We start from the raw sequence: 14,507 nt of genomic DNA on the forward strand, positions 1-14,507 counted from the left end.
AACCGACCATGAGCAACTCGAAGAACCTGATCGACACCGAACAGCGCCTCGGCGCCCACAACTACAAGCCGCTCGATGTCGTGTTGACCCGGGGCGAAGGCGTCTATGTCTGGGATACCGACGGCAAGCGGTATCTCGACTGCCTGTCGGCCTATTCGGCGGTGAACCAGGGCCATTGCCACCCCAAGATTCTGGCGGCGATGGTCGAGCAGGCCGGCAAGCTGACGCTGACCTCCCGCGCCTTCCGCAATGACCAGCTCGCCCATCTCTACGAGGAACTCGCGGCGCTGACCGGCTCGCACAAGATCCTGCCGATGAACTCGGGCGCCGAAGCCGTTGAAACCGCCATCAAGGCCGTGCGCAAATGGGGCTACGAGGTGAAGGGCGTGCCTGAGGGCAAGGCCGAGATCATCGTCTGCGCCGACAATTTCCATGGCCGGACCCTGAGCATCATCAGTTTCTCCACGGACCCGGACGCCCGCACCGGCTTCGGTCCCTACACGCCCGGCTTCCGCACGATCCCCTTCGGCGACGCCGACGCGTTTGCCGCCGCCATCAACGAAAACACGGTTGCGGCGCTGATCGAGCCGATTCAGGGCGAAGCAGGCGTCATCATCCCGCCAACCGGCTATTTCAAGCGCGTGCGGGAACTCTGCACTCAACACAAGGTGACCTTGATCCTCGACGAGATCCAGACCGGCCTCGGCCGTACTGGTAAGCTTTTGGCGGAAGAGCATGAGGGGATCGAGGCCGACGTGACGCTGATCGGCAAGGCGCTCTCCGGCGGCTTCTATCCGGTCTCGGCGGTCCTTTCCAATTCCGAAGTGCTGGGTGTCCTGAAGCCGGGGCAGCACGGCTCGACCTTCGGCGGCAACCCGCTTGCCTGCGCCGTGGCGCGCGCGGCACTCAAGGTCCTGACCGAGGAAGGCATGATCGAGAACGCCGCCAAGATGGGCGACTATTTCCAGGAAGGGCTGCGCTCCATCCGCTCCAACATCGTCAAGGACGTGCGCGGCCGCGGACTGATGATGGCGGTCGAACTCGTGCCTGAAGCCGGTGGCGCCCGCCAGTATTGCTACACCCTCAAGGACCGCGGCCTGCTCGCCAAGGACACGCACGAGAACACGATCCGCCTCGCCCCGCCGCTGGTGATCACCAAGAGCCAGGTCGACTGGGCGGTCGAGCAGATCGAAAAGACGCTGGCCTAGTGCTCATCTAGATCGCTGCGAAACAACGACTGGTGTAGCGGCCGTTTGAAACCTATGGTGAGCCCGATCGAGTTGGTCGAGCTCTCTATAGGGGAATGTATGGCCATTGGCTTATGGAAGCGCTCACCGGACCGTCGCCCGCTCGCGATCGCCCATCGCGGGGGCGCAGCACTGGCTGCAGAAAACAGCATCTCTGCCTTCAAGACCGCGGCGGCTGCCGGAGTTGATGCCATAGAGACTGATGTCCGGTTAACGCGGGATGGCGTTCCTGTTTGCGTCCACGATCCGGATCTCTCTCGGCTCTGCGGCGACCCACGAGCCGTGTCGGACCTCGATCTGGCGACATTGCGCAGCCTGCTACCAAGCATAGTGACACTTGGCGATGCCTTGGGCGCGTCTGACCCTTTGGGTATTCTGTTGGACATCAAGCTGAGCCACGAGGGGCAGATTGCGCAAATCATCTCCGTCGTTGCGCAGTGCGATGCAATGCGACGCGCGCTCATTGGACTACGCAGTATTGCACTGATCGACACCACCCGCCGTTTGTCGAAAGACGTCGCGATCCTAGCCTTTCTCGAGGATCCTGCGTGCGCTGATGCGGCGCGCGCAGCTGGAGCCGACTGGTTCAGGTTGTGGCAAGGGTGGGCCACTCCAGCTGTGTCTGACGCCGTTCGTGAGGCGGGGATGCGCGTCGCTGTCATGGTTGGGCAGCCTCGTTCGATCGCACTGCCGGAATACCCACCCTTTCCGGTGGGCCAGGTCGACCAGTACGGCCTCGAGCGCATCCTTGCCATCAAACCGGACGCCATCCTGCTTGACGATCCACGAATGATGACGCGGCCTACCGTTTCCACCTGACCAAAAATCAGCGGCCCCAATTTAGATTTGGGCAATACTCTTCGATTAAGGTCCGGAGTAACCGTATCGATACTCATCCACGGGACGAGCGCGCACGGTTTGAAGGCAAGTCGATCCGCGCCAATGGTGGCGCGGTTGCTTCTGCCCTGGCTTTTGGCGGTTGGGACAATACTTATGGCTACAATCAATTCCACGAATTTCAGCGGCGATACGCTCGAGATCATTGCCTTCAGACTTCACGATCAGGAATTCTGCGTAAAAACCACGACGATCCGCGAAATCCGCGGCTGGGCCCCGTCGACACCGATCCCGCACGCGCCAGCCGATGTCATCGGCGTAATGAACCTGCGCGGCTCGGTGATCCCGATCATAGACCTCGCCTTCAAGCTCGGCATGAAGAGCACGGTCGCCAACGAGCGCAGCGCCATCGTCGTGGCCGAAGTCCACAACATGGTCATCGGCATGCTGGTCGACCGCGTCTCGGACATCCTCACGATCTCCTCCAGCCAGGTACAGCCGGTTCCTGAAGTCACCGCTTCCTTCGATCGCGCCTTCTGCGAGGGTATCATCGCCTCGGAGAACGGCATGATCTGCTTCTTGAACCTCGCCAAGATGTTCAAGGAAAGCGAGACGGACGATCTCGCCGCCTGATACCGGCTCCTTGTCCAGATAAAAGCCGCCTTGAGGGCGGCTTTTTGTTGATAGTGTGCTGGCAGGAAACTGTGGCGGCAGACTGGCCGGACTCGGACGCTGGCGTCGATACCCAGCGCCGTCTCCACCATTCGAGATCCTAGTTGGCACTGGCCGCCGGCTCAGGCTGTTTGATCAAGGGGGCGGCCTGGACAACGAGCGGACTGAGGCCATTGCCCTCCCGCTCCATGATCTCGAACAACTGCCGCCGCATGCGCGGTTCCCAGAACTTGTTGATATGCGTCGCCACGCCCTGCGCGGCTTCGCTCTCCGGCTGGGTCTTGAAGAAGGTCGCGATCTGGTTGGCCATATAGACGAGCTTGGACTGCGTATCATGCGACATCGGATATGCTTCCCGGATGAATGCGGTGCGGATGCGTGAAAATCTCGAAGTCCTCGCCTCGCACCAGGGCGACGAGGGTCATGCCGGCCTCCTCGGCGGTACGAATTGCAAGAGCAGTCGGTGCGGAAATGGCAACGAGGACGGAGGCGCCGAGGATTGCCGCCTTCTGCACCATCTCGACGGACAGGCGGCTGGTAACGGCGACAATGCCTTCCGCGCCGGATTGCCGTTGCCTAGTGATCGCGCCACACAGCTTGTCGAGCGCATTGTGCCGGCCCACATCCTCGCGCACCGCCAGCAGTCCCTTGCCCGGCACATAGAAGCCGGCGCCGTGCACGGCGCGCGTCTCGCGATGCAGCGGCTGCGCACCGTTCAGCAGCGAGATGGCCTGAACGATATCGCGATGAGTGACTTGAAGCGACACATCGGCGACGTCAGGAACCTTGCGAACGGCCTGTTCGATCGACTCGATGCCGCAGAGCCCGCAGCCGACCGGTCCGGCCATGCTGCGTCGGCGGGCTGTCAACGCGGCGGCGACCTCGTCAACGAGAGAGATCTGGACGTCAATGCCCTTCTTGCCATTGACAATCTCAATTGCAGCGATCTGCCCGATGTCGGAGATGATCCCTTCCGTCAGGCTGAAGCCGATGGCGAAATCCTCGAGATTGCCGGGCGTTCCCATCATCACCGCATGCGTGCTGCCACCATAGGAAAAGGCGATCGGCACCTCCTCCGGAACGATCCGCTCGCCGGGCATGACGACGCCGCCGCTGCGGGCGGCGCGCTTCACGGCAAGGCGGGTCGGGCGGTCGCTCATCACTCGGCAGGCTCCAGTTTGCCAACGATGCGACGGCTTTGGCGTGCCTGCTCGTCATAGTCGCGCTGCCAATCGGTCGGGCCGTTGGAAGGCGAGACCTGCACCGCCGTCACCTTGTATTCCGGGCAGTTCGTCGCCCAGTCGGAGAAGTCGGTGGTGATGACATTCGCCTGCGTGTCCGGATGGTGGAAGGTCGTGTAGACGACGCCGGGCGCGACGCGATCGGTGATCAGCGCACGCAAGGTGGTGTCGCCCGAGCGGCTCATCAGCTTCACCCAATCGCCATCGCGAATGCCGCGCTGTTCGGCATCGTGCGGATGGACCTCCAACCGGTCTTCGGAATGCCAGACGACATTTTCGGTGCGGCGCGTCTGGGCGCCGACATTGTACTGGCTGAGAATGCGCCCGGTCGTCAGCAGCAGCGGGAAGCGCGGTCCCGTCCGCTCATCGGTCGCGACATATTCCGTGCGGATGAACTTGCCCTTGCCGCGGACGAAGCCGTCGACATGCATGATTGGCGAGCCCAGTGGATGTGCCTCATTGCAGGGCCACTGCACGGAGCCCACCTTGTCAAGATAGTCGTAGGAGACCAGCGCGAAGCTTGGCGTCGTTGCGGCGATCTCGTCCATGATCTCCGAAGGATGCGTGTAGTTCCAGGGAAGGCCCATGGCCTGCGCCATCTTTTGCGTCACCTCCCAATCGGCATAGCCGTTGCGGGGACTCATGACCTTGCGAACACGGTTAATGCGGCGCTCGGCATTGGTGAAGGTACCGTCCTTCTCAAGGAAGCTGGACCCCGGCAGGAAGACATGCGCGTAGTTCGCCGTCTCGTTCAGGAAGAGGTCGTGCACGACGACGCATTCCATGGCGGCGAGGCCGGCCGCGACGTGCTTGGTATCGGGGTCGGACTGCAGGATGTCTTCACCCTGGACGTAGAGGCCCTTGAACGATCCGTCGACCGCTGCATCCAGCATATTCGGAATGCGCAGACCCGGCTCGTTGCTGATCTTGACGCCCCACAACTTCTCGAAGATGTCGCGCGTCGCGTCGTCTGAGATGTGGCGATAGCCGGGCAGCTCATGCGGGAAGGAGCCCATGTCGCAGGAGCCCTGCACGTTGTTCTGGCCACGCAGCGGGTTCACGCCAACGCCGGGGCGACCGATATTGCCGGTGACCATGGCGAGGTTGGCGATCGCCATGACAGTGGTCGAACCCTGGCTATGCTCGGTAACGCCGAGGCCATAGTAGATCGCGCCGTTGCCGCCGGTGGCGTAGAGACGCGCCGCGCCGCGCACGAAATCGGCTGGAACGCCGGTGAACCTCTCCGATGCTTCGGGGCTATGATGCGGCTCGGCGACAAAGCTTGCCCAATCCTCGAACTCTGACCAGTCGCAGCGTTCGCGAATGAAGGCTTCGTTAAACAGCCCCTCGGTCACGATGACATGCGCGAGCGATGTCAGGATCGCGACATTCGTGCCGGGCTTCAGCGGCAGATGATAGGAGGCTTCGACATGTGGCGAACGCACGATGTCGGTGCGGCGCGGGTCGATGACGATGAGCTTGGCGCCCTGCCGCAGCCGCTTCTTCAGGCGCGAGGCAAAGACCGGGTGTCCATCGGTCGGGTTGGCGCCGATGATGACGACGACATCGCTCTTCTCGACGCTGTCGAAGTCCTGTGTGCCGGCCGACGTGCCGAAGGCCTGGCCGAGACCGTAGCCGGTCGGCGAATGGCAAACGCGGGCGCAGGTGTCGACGTTGTTGTTGCGGAAGCCGGCGCGCACTAGCTTCTGCACCAGATAGGTTTCCTCATTTGTGCAGCGAGACGACGTGATGCCGCCGACCGAGTCGCGGCCATACTGATACTGGATGCGGCGGAATTCCGAGGCGACATGCGCGAAGGCCTCGTCCCAAGTCACTTCGCGCCAGGGGTCGGTGATCTTCTCGCGGATCATCGGATTGAGGATGCGGTCCTTGTGGCTGGAATAGCCGTAGGCGAAGCGGCCCTTGACGCAGGAATGGCCGCGGTTCGCCTGTCCGTCCTTCCAGGGCACCATGCGCACCAGTTCTTCGCCGCGCATCTCCGCCTTGAAGGAACAGCCGACGCCGCAATAGGCGCAGGTGGTGACAACGGAATGCTCCGGCTGGCCGATCTCGATTACCGACTTTTCGATCAGCGTCGCTGTCGGGCAGGCCTGCACGCAGGCGCCGCAGGAAACACATTCGGACGAGACGAAGTCCTCATGCATTCCGGCTGAAACACGTGAATCGAAGCCGCGGCCTTCAATGGTCAGCGCGAAGGTGCCCTGCACTTCCTCGCAAGCGCGCACGCAGCGCGAACAGACGATGCATTTGGCCGGATCGAAGGTGAAGTAAGGATTGGACTCGTCCTTCGGCGCCCATTTGAGATTGAGATCGCCGTTGTTGCGTGCCTTGACGTGATTGTCGCCATCATAGCCATAACGCACGTCGCGGAGACCGACGGCGCCCGCCATGTCCTGAAGCTCGCAATCGCCGTTGGCCGCACAGGTCAGACAGTCGAGCGGATGGTCGGAGATGTAGAGCTCCATCACGCCCTTGCGGACATCCTTCAGCCGGTTCGTCTGCGTCGAAACAACCATATCAGGTGCAACCGGCGTCGTGCAGGACGCAGCGAGACCCGCCCGCCCCTCAATCTCGACCAGGCAGAGCCGACAGGAGCCGAAGGCATCCATCATGTCGGTGGCGCAGAGCTTCGGGATCTCGATGCCCGCGTCCATCGACGCGCGCATGACGGATGTTCCCTCCGGCACCGTCACCTGGTTACCATCAATGGTGAGCGTCACCATGGTTTCGGAGGTCGAGGCCGGCGTGCCGTAGTCTATTTCGTGGACGAGAGGCATGGTCTTACTCCGCCGCTTCGATAAGAGGTGTGGGAACGAAATCTTCGGGGAAATGCGTCATGGCGCTCATGACCGGATAGGGCGTGAAGCCCCCGAGCGCGCAGAGCGACCCGAATTTCATGGTGTTGCAGAGATCGGCAAGCAGCTCGCGGTTCTTCTCCGGCTCGATGCCGCGGGCGATCTTGTCCGCCGTTTCGACGCCGCGCGTCGAGCCGATGCGGCAGGGCGTGCACTTGCCGCAGCTTTCGACGGCGCAGAATTCCATTGCGAACCGGGCCTGCTTCAGCATGTCAGCACTCTCGTCGAAGACGACGATACCGGCATGGCCGATCAGTCCGTCCTTGGCAGCGAAAGCCTCGTAGTCGAATGGCGTGTCGAACAGGGAGCGCGGGAAATAGGCGCCGAGGGGACCGCCGACCTGAACCGCCTTCACCGGCCGCCCGGATGCCGTTCCGCCGGCAATGTCATCGACCAGGTCGCCAAGCGAAATGCCGAAAGCCGTCTCGAACAGACCGCCATGCTTCACATTGCCGGCGATCTGGATCGGAATGGTTCCGCGCGACCGGCCGAGGCCGAAGTCGCGGTAATAGGCCGCCCCCTTGTCCATGATCACGGGCACGGAAGCGAGCGAAATGACATTGTTGATGACGGTCGGACAGTCGAAGAGGCCCTTGTGGGCCGGCAGAGGTGGCTTGGCACGGACGATACCACGCTTGCCTTCGAGGCTGTTGAGAAGCGCCGTCTCCTCGCCGCAGACATACGCGCCCGCGCCGGTGCGGACTTCCATGTCGAAAGCCTTGCCAGAGCCCAGAACCGACGTGCCGAGAATGCCGGCGCTGCGGGCAATATCGATCGCCCGGCTCATCGCCGCGATCGCATGCGGATATTCCGAGCGGGTATAGATGAAGCCCTTCTTCGCGCCCGTTGCAAGGCCCGCGATCGCCATGCCTTCTATCAGCACGAAGGGATCGCCTTCCATGATCATTCGGTCGGCAAAGGTGCCGCTGTCGCCCTCATCGGCATTGCAGACGATGTATTTGCGATCACCGGGAGCGTCGAGCACCGTCTTCCACTTGATGCCCGTCGGGAAACCTGCGCCACCGCGGCCACGCAGGCCGGAATCGGTGACTTCCTTGACGACATCGGCGGGCGACATCGAAACCGCGCGACGCAAGCCGGCGAGGCCGCCGTGAGCCTCATAGTCATCAAGGGAAAGCGGATCGGTGATGCCGCAGCGGGCGAAGGTCAGGCGCGTCTGACGCTTGAGGAACGGAAGTTCCTCGACCTCGCCAAGACAGAGGGTATGATCGGCGCCGGTAATCAATCCGGCATCAAACAGCGAAACGACGTCCTTTGCCTTCACAGGCCCATAGCCGATGCGCTTGCCCGAGACCTCAACCTCGACCAGCGGCTCCAGCCAATGCATGCCGCGCGAGCCATTGCGCACGATCTTGGCGTCGAGGCCGCGCGCCACAATCTGCTCGGAGATCGCCTTGGCCACATGCTCGGCGCCCAATGCCATGGCCGCGGCGTCGCAGGGAACATAGATCCGGACGGTCATCGGCGTGCCTCCGAAATCAGCGCCTCGAGATCGGCGGCATCCACCCGGCCATGAACCTCGCCATCCATCATCGCGGACGGGGAGCAGGAACAGAGCCCCAGACAGAAGACGGGCTCGAGGGTAATCGCTCCATCCGGCGTCGTACCGTGCCAGTCGATGCCCAGCAGCGCCTTGACGCGTTCGGCAAGCGCATCGCCTCCCATCGATTGGCAGGCCTCGGCACGACAGAGCCTCAGCACATGCCGGCCAGCGGGATGGTCGCGATAATCGTGGTAAAAGGTAACAACGCCGTGCACCTCTGCACGCGAGAGATTGAGCTCCTTCGCGATGACGGGCAGCGCTTCTTGCGGCACATGGCCGAACTCATCCTGGATCTCGTGCAGGATCGGCAGAAGCGGACCTTCGAGATGCTTGAGTTGATCGATGATCGCGATGGTGCGCGTTGCGATATCGCCTTTGGCGACATGGATATTCATCAGCAGCCCTCCCACGGCCTGCACATTGCGCGTCGCGGGCCTGGGCAGGCGGGCTTTCCTCAGAACCCTATGGCCGACAGAACCGCTCGCGTCCGTTCATTATAGAACTTTCTCAGGGATGGACGAAGCGATCAATAATGCTGTTCCGTCAATCGATAGAAGATTCCTATCAAGAATCGGGGTCTTCAGCGAGAATCCGAGCCTCATGCAGCAAGGCGGAAACCAATGGCGTGAACGGTTCACGATGCGTCGCAACCAGACCAACAAGATGATGTGCCCGCGGCTCGGTGATCGGGATCATCCGTATTTCGGCCGGAAAGCCGAAGGATTTCGCGACATTGCGGGGCATGATGCTGGCCCATCGCCCGGTTCGGACGTGCGAGAAGAGCACGATCATCGAATTCGATTCGAGCGTCGGATGCGCCGTGACGCCCACTTCGGCCAGATGCTGGTTGATGATACGGCGGTTTTGCATGTCCGCAGTCAATAGACAAAGCCGAAGATCGCCCACTTCCTTCCAGGTGACGCTGTCGCGCTCCGAAAGAGGGCTGCCGGCGGCGGTAATGAGATTGTAGTGCTCGGCATAGAGCGGCACGCTGGTTACCCGCCCGAGCGGCTCGTTTTCCAGATAGGTGATGCCGGCATCGATCTCGAGATTCTCCAGCATGCTCAGCACTTGCAGCGAATTGCGCGACACAATCGAAAAGGTCACATCCGGATGGCGCTCCTGAAACGGCGTCGTAATGCGCGGCAGCATGGCCAACGCCGTCGGGATTGCCGCAATCTTTATATGTCCCGAAAGGCCCGTACGCGCCGCCCGCATCTCCTGGCGCATCGTGCGGGCATCGCCGACGATGCGCCGCGCCCATTCGAGCACCCGCTGTCCCTCGGGCGTTAACCCCTGGAAACGCGAGCCGCGCTGCACCAGCATGACGCCAAGCTGATCCTCGAGCTGACGAATGGCGGCAGATAACGTCGGCTGCGAAATGCCGCACTCTTCCGCGGCCCGGCCGAAGTGCTTCTCGTTGGCGAGCGCGATAAAGAATTCCAACTTGTCGATCATCCGGCCTCCGCACCGAATTGCAGCACAGCGTCATTTTCACGCTCGGGAAAGCGCTCCGCAAGGTCGGTTAACTGCCTTACGTTCTCGAAACCGTCGCGAACGAAAAATGCAGCAGCAAGGTCGTGTCCGAATGAGCGACGCTGGGAGAACACCTCCAGAAGGGCCCCTCGTCAGCAGATGAGCTGGCCACCATTGATCTCCAGCACCTGCCCGGTGATGTAGCCGGATAGAGAAGGCGCCGAAAGGAAAAGATAGGCGGGGGCGCAATCTTCCGAGGTCCCCAATCGCTGCAAGGGAATGGTCTTGCGAGCCTGTTCCAGCTTTTCCGGCGACGAGTACCGTTGGTGAAAGTCGGTCTCGATCGTTCCCGGCGACACGCAGTTGACGCGAATGTTGTCGGGTGCGAGTTCCCTTGCCAGCGCCTTCGAATAGGTCGCGACGAAGGCTTTCGACGCCGAATAGATCGCCGAACCGGGACTTCCGCCCGTCAGCGCGGAAATCGAGACCGTGTTGACGATCGACGCTTCCTGCGATGCGCGGAGCGCCGGCAGGAGCCCACGCGTCACTTCCACAACCGACGTCTGGTTCAGCCGTACGATCACTTCGTATTGTTCGTCGGTCAGCGCACCGGCCGGAAAGCGACCGACCATGGTGCCGGCGTTGTTGACCAGCACGTGGATCCGGTCGAACGTTGCGAGGGCTTTTTCGGCAAACGCGCTGGTGCCGCCCTGTGTCGAAAAATCGGCGGTAACGAGAAAAGCTCGCCGGTCTTCCTCCGCCGTCAGCAGGAAATCCGGCAAATCGCGCGCGGCGCTGCGCCCGAGGTGCACCAATACCCTCGCTCCGCAGTTGAGAAACTGCCGCGCCACCTCCAGGCCGATGCCGCGACCGCCACCGGTGACAACCACGTTGCGGTTTTCGAACAGCTTGGGGTGAAACATCCAGTCCTCCACAGCGTGAGCGAGCTGTTTGCAGCTCTTGCATTGTTCTGATGCCGCGCGGGGAGCGCTGCCTAGTCGTCGGTTTCCAGCAGGCGCGGACCCGGCCCATCTCTGGCTAGCCGATCATAGGGATTGCGCAGCGGGCAGCTTTCAACCGAGAGGCAACCACAGCCAATGCAATCCGTCAACCTGTCGCGCAAAGCAACGAGGCGATGGATGCGGGCATCGAGATCGTCCTTCCAGAGGGCCGACAGGCGCTGCCAATCCGTAGCAGTCGGCGTGCGGCCCTGCGGCAGCGTATCGAAAGCGGCCTGGATCTCCGCCAACGGAATGCCCACGCGCTGCGCCACCTTGATGATGCCGAGACGGCGGAGCACGTCGCGACCGAACCGGCGTTGATTGCCACGAGAGCGGATACTCGAGATGAGGCCCTTTGCTTCGTAGAAGTGTAGTGCAGAGACGGCAAGGCCGCTGCGCTCGGCAACTTCGCCGATGGACAGCAGCTTCCTGAATGGATTGCTGGAGCCTTCTTCCACAGTCTCAGCCTCAAGTTAACTTGAGGTACTATAGCCGAGTGCTTCGCGATCGGAAGCCTACATCGTGGCGAGGACAGACGGCAGAAAAGAAAAATGCGGCCCGAAGGCCGCTTCAAAACACCGGACGTTGGCGTAGATCAATCCTGGTCGATCACACCCTGCAGGTGCGTCAGTTCCATGATGTAGTGTTCCAGGCGCGACTTGTGCTCATGATGCACGGCGTCTTCGATCTCGCGCTTCGCCGCTTCGATGCGAAGCGTCAGCTCGTCCTTGGAGAGATCCTGAACGATGACCGCGGATTCAGCCAGCAGCGTGCAGCCGGTCGGCAGAATATCGGCGAAACCGCCGAAAACCACGTAGTCCTGCTTCGAGCCATTGGCGAAACGAACGCTGACGATGCCGGGCTTGATGGTCGTCATCGTCGGGGCGTGGTTCGCCATAACCGTCATCTCGCCGTCGGTTGCCGGAATGACAACTTCGGTCACCATCTCCGAAAGGAGCAGGCGCTCGGGAGACACGAGTTCAAAATTGAAATTGTCAGCCATCAGTGACTTACCTTCTCGGCGGCTTCTGTATCTTGCAAGTTCGTCCCGCAGAACGGGCAATGTGCTATCGCCTGATCGAGATATCCAAGACCTTCCTCGGTCTGGATCAGTCCTACCACCATCATCATCTTGCCGTCGTTCGATCTGTAGATCGTCGGTGCGGCGGGGGCAGGAAGCTCTGCTGCGACTTCCCGAAGGGCGTCGCAGCAGAAGATCTCGTTAAGAGCGTCGCTCATCAGGCCGCTGCGGACAGCTTCTTGGCCTTCTCGATGGCTTCGTCGATCGAGCCAACCATGTAGAAGGCAGCTTCCGGCAGGTGGTCGTATTCGCCGTTGACGAGGCCCTTGAAGCCCTTGATCGTGTCTTCGAGGGCGACCAGCTTGCCCGGCGAACCGGTGAAGACTTCGGCAACGAAGAACGGCTGCGACAGGAAGCGCTCGATCTTACGGGCGCGGGCAACGGCCAGCTTGTCCTCTTCGGACAGTTCGTCCATGCCCAGGATGGCGATGATGTCCTGCAGGGCCTTGTAGCGCTGTAGCGTCGACTGAACCTTACGAGCCACTTCGTAGTGCTCTTCGCCGACAACGATCGGGTCGAGCATGCGCGACGTGGAGTCGAGCGGGTCGACCGCCGGGTAGATACCCTTTTCAGCGATCGAGCGCGACAGAACGGTCGTTGCGTCCAGGTGGGCGAACGAGGTTGCCGGAGCCGGGTCGGTCAAGTCGTCGGCCGGAACGTAAATGGCCTGAACCGAGGTGATCGAGCCGGTCGTCGTGGTCGTGATGCGCTCCTGCATCTGGCCCATGTCCGTTGCGAGCGTCGGCTGGTAGCCAACGGCCGAAGGAATGCGGCCGAGCAGAGCCGACACTTCGGAACCTGCCTGCGTGAAGCGGAAGATGTTGTCGACGAAGAACAGAACGTCCTGGCCCTGGTCGCGGAAGTTTTCAGCAACCGTCAGACCGGTGAGAGCGACGCGAGCGCGGGCGCCCGGCGGTTCGTTCATCTGGCCGTAAACGAGAGCGGCCTTGGAGCCTTCGCCGCCGCCGTGCTTGTTAACGCCGGATTCGATCATCTCGTGGTAGAGGTCGTTACCTTCGCGGGTACGCTCACCCACGCCGGCGAATACCGAGTAACCACCGTGCGCCTTGGCGACGTTGTTGATCAGTTCCATGATGAGAACGGTCTTGCCGACGCCTGCGCCGCCGAAGAGGCCGATCTTGCCGCCCTTTGCGTAAGGAGCGAGAAGGTCGACGACCTTGATGCCGGTGACGAGGATCTGTGCTTCCGTCGACTGATCGACGTAAGCCGGAGCGTCCTGGTGGATAGCGCGCTTGGAAGCGGTGACCAACGGACCTGCTTCGTCGACCGGCTCGCCGATGACGTTCATGATACGGCCGAGCGTTTCCGGACCAACCGGAACGGCAATCGGAGCACCGGTGTCAGAAACCGCCTGACCGCGAACCAGACCTTCGGTCGAGTCCATGGCGATCGTGCGAACTTCGTTCTCGCCGAGGTGCTGCGCTACTTCGAGAACCAGGCGGTTGCCGCCGTTGCTCGTTTCAAGCGCGTTCAAAATCGCCGGCAGTTCGCCTTCGAAAGCAACGTCCACGACGGCGCCGATAACCTGCGTGACCTTGCCGGCAGAGCCTGCCGCAGTCTTGGGGGTAGCTGCCTTAGCCATCTTCTTACCCTCTTTTCCCTAACCTCAGAGCGCTTCCGCGCCCGAAATGATTTCAATGAGTTCCTTGGTGATCTGAGCCTGACGCTGACGGTTGTAGTTGAGCGTCAGCTTGTTGATCATTTCACCAGCGTTGCGCGTTGCATTGTCCATCGCGCTCATCTTGGCGCCCATTTCACCGGCGACGTTCTCAAGGAGCGCGCGGAAGATCTGGACGGAAATATTGCGCGGGATCAGATCCTCGAGGATCGATGCCGGATCCGGCTCATACTCGTAGACTGCGCCGGCGTGCTCCGCATCCTCTGCAACAGCCGTGGGGGCCGATGCGGGGATGAGCTGCTGTGCCGTCGGAACCTGCGAGATGACCGACTTGAATTCGGAGTAGAACAACGTGCAGACGTCGAACTCATCGGCTTCGAACATGTCGATGATGCGCTTGCCGATCTGGTCGGCATTCTCGAAACCGACCTTCTTCACATCACGCAATTCCTTGCGCTCGACGATGAGCGAAGCGAATTCGCGGCGCAGAACGTCGTAGCCCTTCTTGCCGACGGTAAAGATCTTGACGGTCTTGCCTTCAGCGAGAAGCCTGCGAGCGTGATCGCGCGCAAAACGCGAGATCTGCGAGTTGAAGCCGCCGCACAAGCCGCGTTCGGCGGTGCAGACGACCAGCAAGTGAACCTGGTCCTTGCCGTTGCCGGTCATCAGCGCCGGCGCACCGTCGGCCTCCGTCATCGCACCGGCGATGTTTGCCAGAACGGCACCCATGCGCTGCGAGTAAGGACGGGCGGCCTCGGCCGCCTCCTGGGCACGCCGAAGCTTCGCCGCGGCGACCATTTTCATCGCCTTGGTGATCTTCTGCGTCGCCTTGACGGAGGCGATCCGGTTTTTCAGATCCTTAAGTGAAGGCAT

Annotated in this window: 15 protein-coding genes; 3 read left to right on the forward strand and 12 right to left on the reverse strand. The window is 61.7% G+C overall.

What is annotated here, in order from left to right:
• Positions 1–8 precede the first annotated feature (8 nt).
• The 3 genes from rocD to C934_RS0105590 all read left to right on the forward strand — a co-directional run bounded on the left by rocD (position 9) and on the right by C934_RS0105590 (position 2,717).
• On the forward strand, positions 9–1,208 hold the full coding sequence (rocD, locus tag C934_RS0105580; protein ID WP_018855719.1) for an ornithine--oxo-acid transaminase: 1,200 nt from the start codon (positions 9–11) through the stop codon (positions 1,206–1,208).
• 99 nt (positions 1,209–1,307) lie between these two features.
• Entirely contained in the window at positions 1,308–2,066 is a 759-nt protein-coding gene (locus C934_RS0105585; RefSeq protein WP_037089347.1) for a glycerophosphodiester phosphodiesterase, read from the forward strand.
• A 174-nt stretch (positions 2,067–2,240) separates the two neighbouring features.
• The gene (locus C934_RS0105590; RefSeq protein ID WP_007796914.1) at positions 2,241–2,717 is read left to right on the forward strand and encodes a chemotaxis protein CheW; all 477 of its coding nucleotides are present in this window, start codon (positions 2,241–2,243) and stop codon (positions 2,715–2,717) included.
• 139 nt (positions 2,718–2,856) lie between these two features.
• Here the strand turns inward: C934_RS0105590 and C934_RS0105595 are convergent, their stop codons facing one another.
• From C934_RS0105595 to C934_RS0105655, 12 genes are all read right to left on the reverse strand, one after another.
• Positions 2,857–3,099: a formate dehydrogenase subunit delta gene (locus tag C934_RS0105595; protein ID WP_018855721.1), complete on the reverse strand. Its 243-nt coding sequence runs from the start codon at positions 3,097–3,099 to the stop codon at positions 2,857–2,859.
• Entirely contained in the window at positions 3,089–3,856 is a 768-nt protein-coding gene (gene fdhD / locus C934_RS0105600; RefSeq protein WP_409564048.1) for a formate dehydrogenase accessory sulfurtransferase FdhD, read from the reverse strand. The genes C934_RS0105595 and fdhD overlap by 11 nt, the downstream gene beginning before the upstream one ends.
• Before the next feature lie 59 nt (positions 3,857–3,915).
• The gene (fdhF, locus tag C934_RS0105605; protein WP_018855723.1) at positions 3,916–6,795 is read right to left on the reverse strand and encodes a formate dehydrogenase subunit alpha; all 2,880 of its coding nucleotides are present in this window, start codon (positions 6,793–6,795) and stop codon (positions 3,916–3,918) included.
• 4 nt (positions 6,796–6,799) lie between these two features.
• Positions 6,800–8,356 (reverse strand): formate dehydrogenase beta subunit, encoded by a 1,557-nt coding sequence (locus C934_RS0105610; protein WP_018855724.1) that lies wholly within the window; start codon positions 8,354–8,356, stop codon positions 6,800–6,802.
• The gene (locus C934_RS0105615) at positions 8,353–8,832 is read right to left on the reverse strand and encodes a formate dehydrogenase subunit gamma (protein ID WP_026371588.1); all 480 of its coding nucleotides are present in this window, start codon (positions 8,830–8,832) and stop codon (positions 8,353–8,355) included. The genes C934_RS0105610 and C934_RS0105615 overlap by 4 nt, the downstream gene beginning before the upstream one ends.
• A gap of 169 nt (positions 8,833–9,001) precedes the next feature.
• Entirely contained in the window at positions 9,002–9,895 is an 894-nt protein-coding gene (locus C934_RS0105620; protein WP_018855726.1) for a LysR family transcriptional regulator, read from the reverse strand.
• A gap of 170 nt (positions 9,896–10,065) precedes the next feature.
• Positions 10,066–10,836, reverse strand: coding sequence for an SDR family NAD(P)-dependent oxidoreductase (locus C934_RS0105630; RefSeq protein ID WP_018855728.1), 771 nt, complete (start codon positions 10,834–10,836; stop codon positions 10,066–10,068).
• Positions 10,837–10,907: 71 nt separating this feature from the next.
• Positions 10,908–11,372, reverse strand: coding sequence for a redox-sensitive transcriptional activator SoxR (gene soxR, locus C934_RS0105635; protein WP_018855729.1), 465 nt, complete (start codon positions 11,370–11,372; stop codon positions 10,908–10,910).
• Positions 11,373–11,509: 137 nt separating this feature from the next.
• The gene (locus C934_RS0105640; RefSeq protein ID WP_018855730.1) at positions 11,510–11,917 is read right to left on the reverse strand and encodes a F0F1 ATP synthase subunit epsilon; all 408 of its coding nucleotides are present in this window, start codon (positions 11,915–11,917) and stop codon (positions 11,510–11,512) included.
• On the reverse strand, positions 11,917–12,153 hold the full coding sequence (locus tag C934_RS0105645; protein WP_018855731.1) for a hypothetical protein: 237 nt from the start codon (positions 12,151–12,153) through the stop codon (positions 11,917–11,919). The genes C934_RS0105640 and C934_RS0105645 overlap by 1 nt, the downstream gene beginning before the upstream one ends.
• On the reverse strand, positions 12,153–13,598 hold the full coding sequence (atpD, locus tag C934_RS0105650; protein ID WP_018855732.1) for a F0F1 ATP synthase subunit beta: 1,446 nt from the start codon (positions 13,596–13,598) through the stop codon (positions 12,153–12,155). Before atpD ends, C934_RS0105645 begins: the two co-directional genes overlap by 1 nt.
• Positions 13,599–13,622: 24 nt before the next feature.
• On the reverse strand, positions 13,623–14,507 hold the full coding sequence (locus C934_RS0105655; RefSeq protein WP_018855733.1) for a F0F1 ATP synthase subunit gamma: 885 nt from the start codon (positions 14,505–14,507) through the stop codon (positions 13,623–13,625).

The organism is Rhizobium sp. 42MFCr.1 (genome assembly GCF_000377185.1).
In the GTDB taxonomy this organism is placed as follows: domain Bacteria; phylum Pseudomonadota; class Alphaproteobacteria; order Rhizobiales; family Rhizobiaceae; genus Rhizobium; species Rhizobium altiplani.

Bases quoted from the DNA above. Each gene is read 5' to 3' on its own strand.
- C934_RS0105585 (WP_037089347.1), top strand. From the start codon at position 1,308: ATGGCCATTGGCTTATGGAAGCGCTCACCGGACCGTCGCCCGCTCGCG.
- C934_RS0105610 (WP_018855724.1), bottom strand. From the start codon at position 8,356: ATGACCGTCCGGATCTATGTTCCCTGCGACGCCGCGGCCATGGCATTG.
- C934_RS0105645 (WP_018855731.1), bottom strand. From the start codon at position 12,153: ATGAGCGACGCTCTTAACGAGATCTTCTGCTGCGACGCCCTTCGGGAA.
- C934_RS0105595 (WP_018855721.1), bottom strand. From the start codon at position 3,099: ATGTCGCATGATACGCAGTCCAAGCTCGTCTATATGGCCAACCAGATC.
- C934_RS0105615 (WP_026371588.1), bottom strand. From the start codon at position 8,832: ATGAATATCCATGTCGCCAAAGGCGATATCGCAACGCGCACCATCGCG.
- C934_RS0105630 (WP_018855728.1), bottom strand. From the start codon at position 10,836: ATGTTTCACCCCAAGCTGTTCGAAAACCGCAACGTGGTTGTCACCGGT.
- rocD (WP_018855719.1), top strand. From the start codon at position 9: ATGAGCAACTCGAAGAACCTGATCGACACCGAACAGCGCCTCGGCGCC.
- C934_RS0105620 (WP_018855726.1), bottom strand. From the start codon at position 9,895: ATGATCGACAAGTTGGAATTCTTTATCGCGCTCGCCAACGAGAAGCAC.
- C934_RS0105590 (WP_007796914.1), top strand. From the start codon at position 2,241: ATGGCTACAATCAATTCCACGAATTTCAGCGGCGATACGCTCGAGATC.
- fdhF (WP_018855723.1), bottom strand. From the start codon at position 6,795: ATGCCTCTCGTCCACGAAATAGACTACGGCACGCCGGCCTCGACCTCC.
- C934_RS0105655 (WP_018855733.1), bottom strand. From the start codon at position 14,507: ATGCCTTCACTTAAGGATCTGAAAAACCGGATCGCCTCCGTCAAGGCG.
- fdhD (WP_409564048.1), bottom strand. From the start codon at position 3,856: ATGCCCGGCGAGCGGATCGTTCCGGAGGAGGTGCCGATCGCCTTTTCC.
- atpD (WP_018855732.1), bottom strand. From the start codon at position 13,598: ATGGCTAAGGCAGCTACCCCCAAGACTGCGGCAGGCTCTGCCGGCAAG.
- C934_RS0105640 (WP_018855730.1), bottom strand. From the start codon at position 11,917: ATGGCTGACAATTTCAATTTTGAACTCGTGTCTCCCGAGCGCCTGCTC.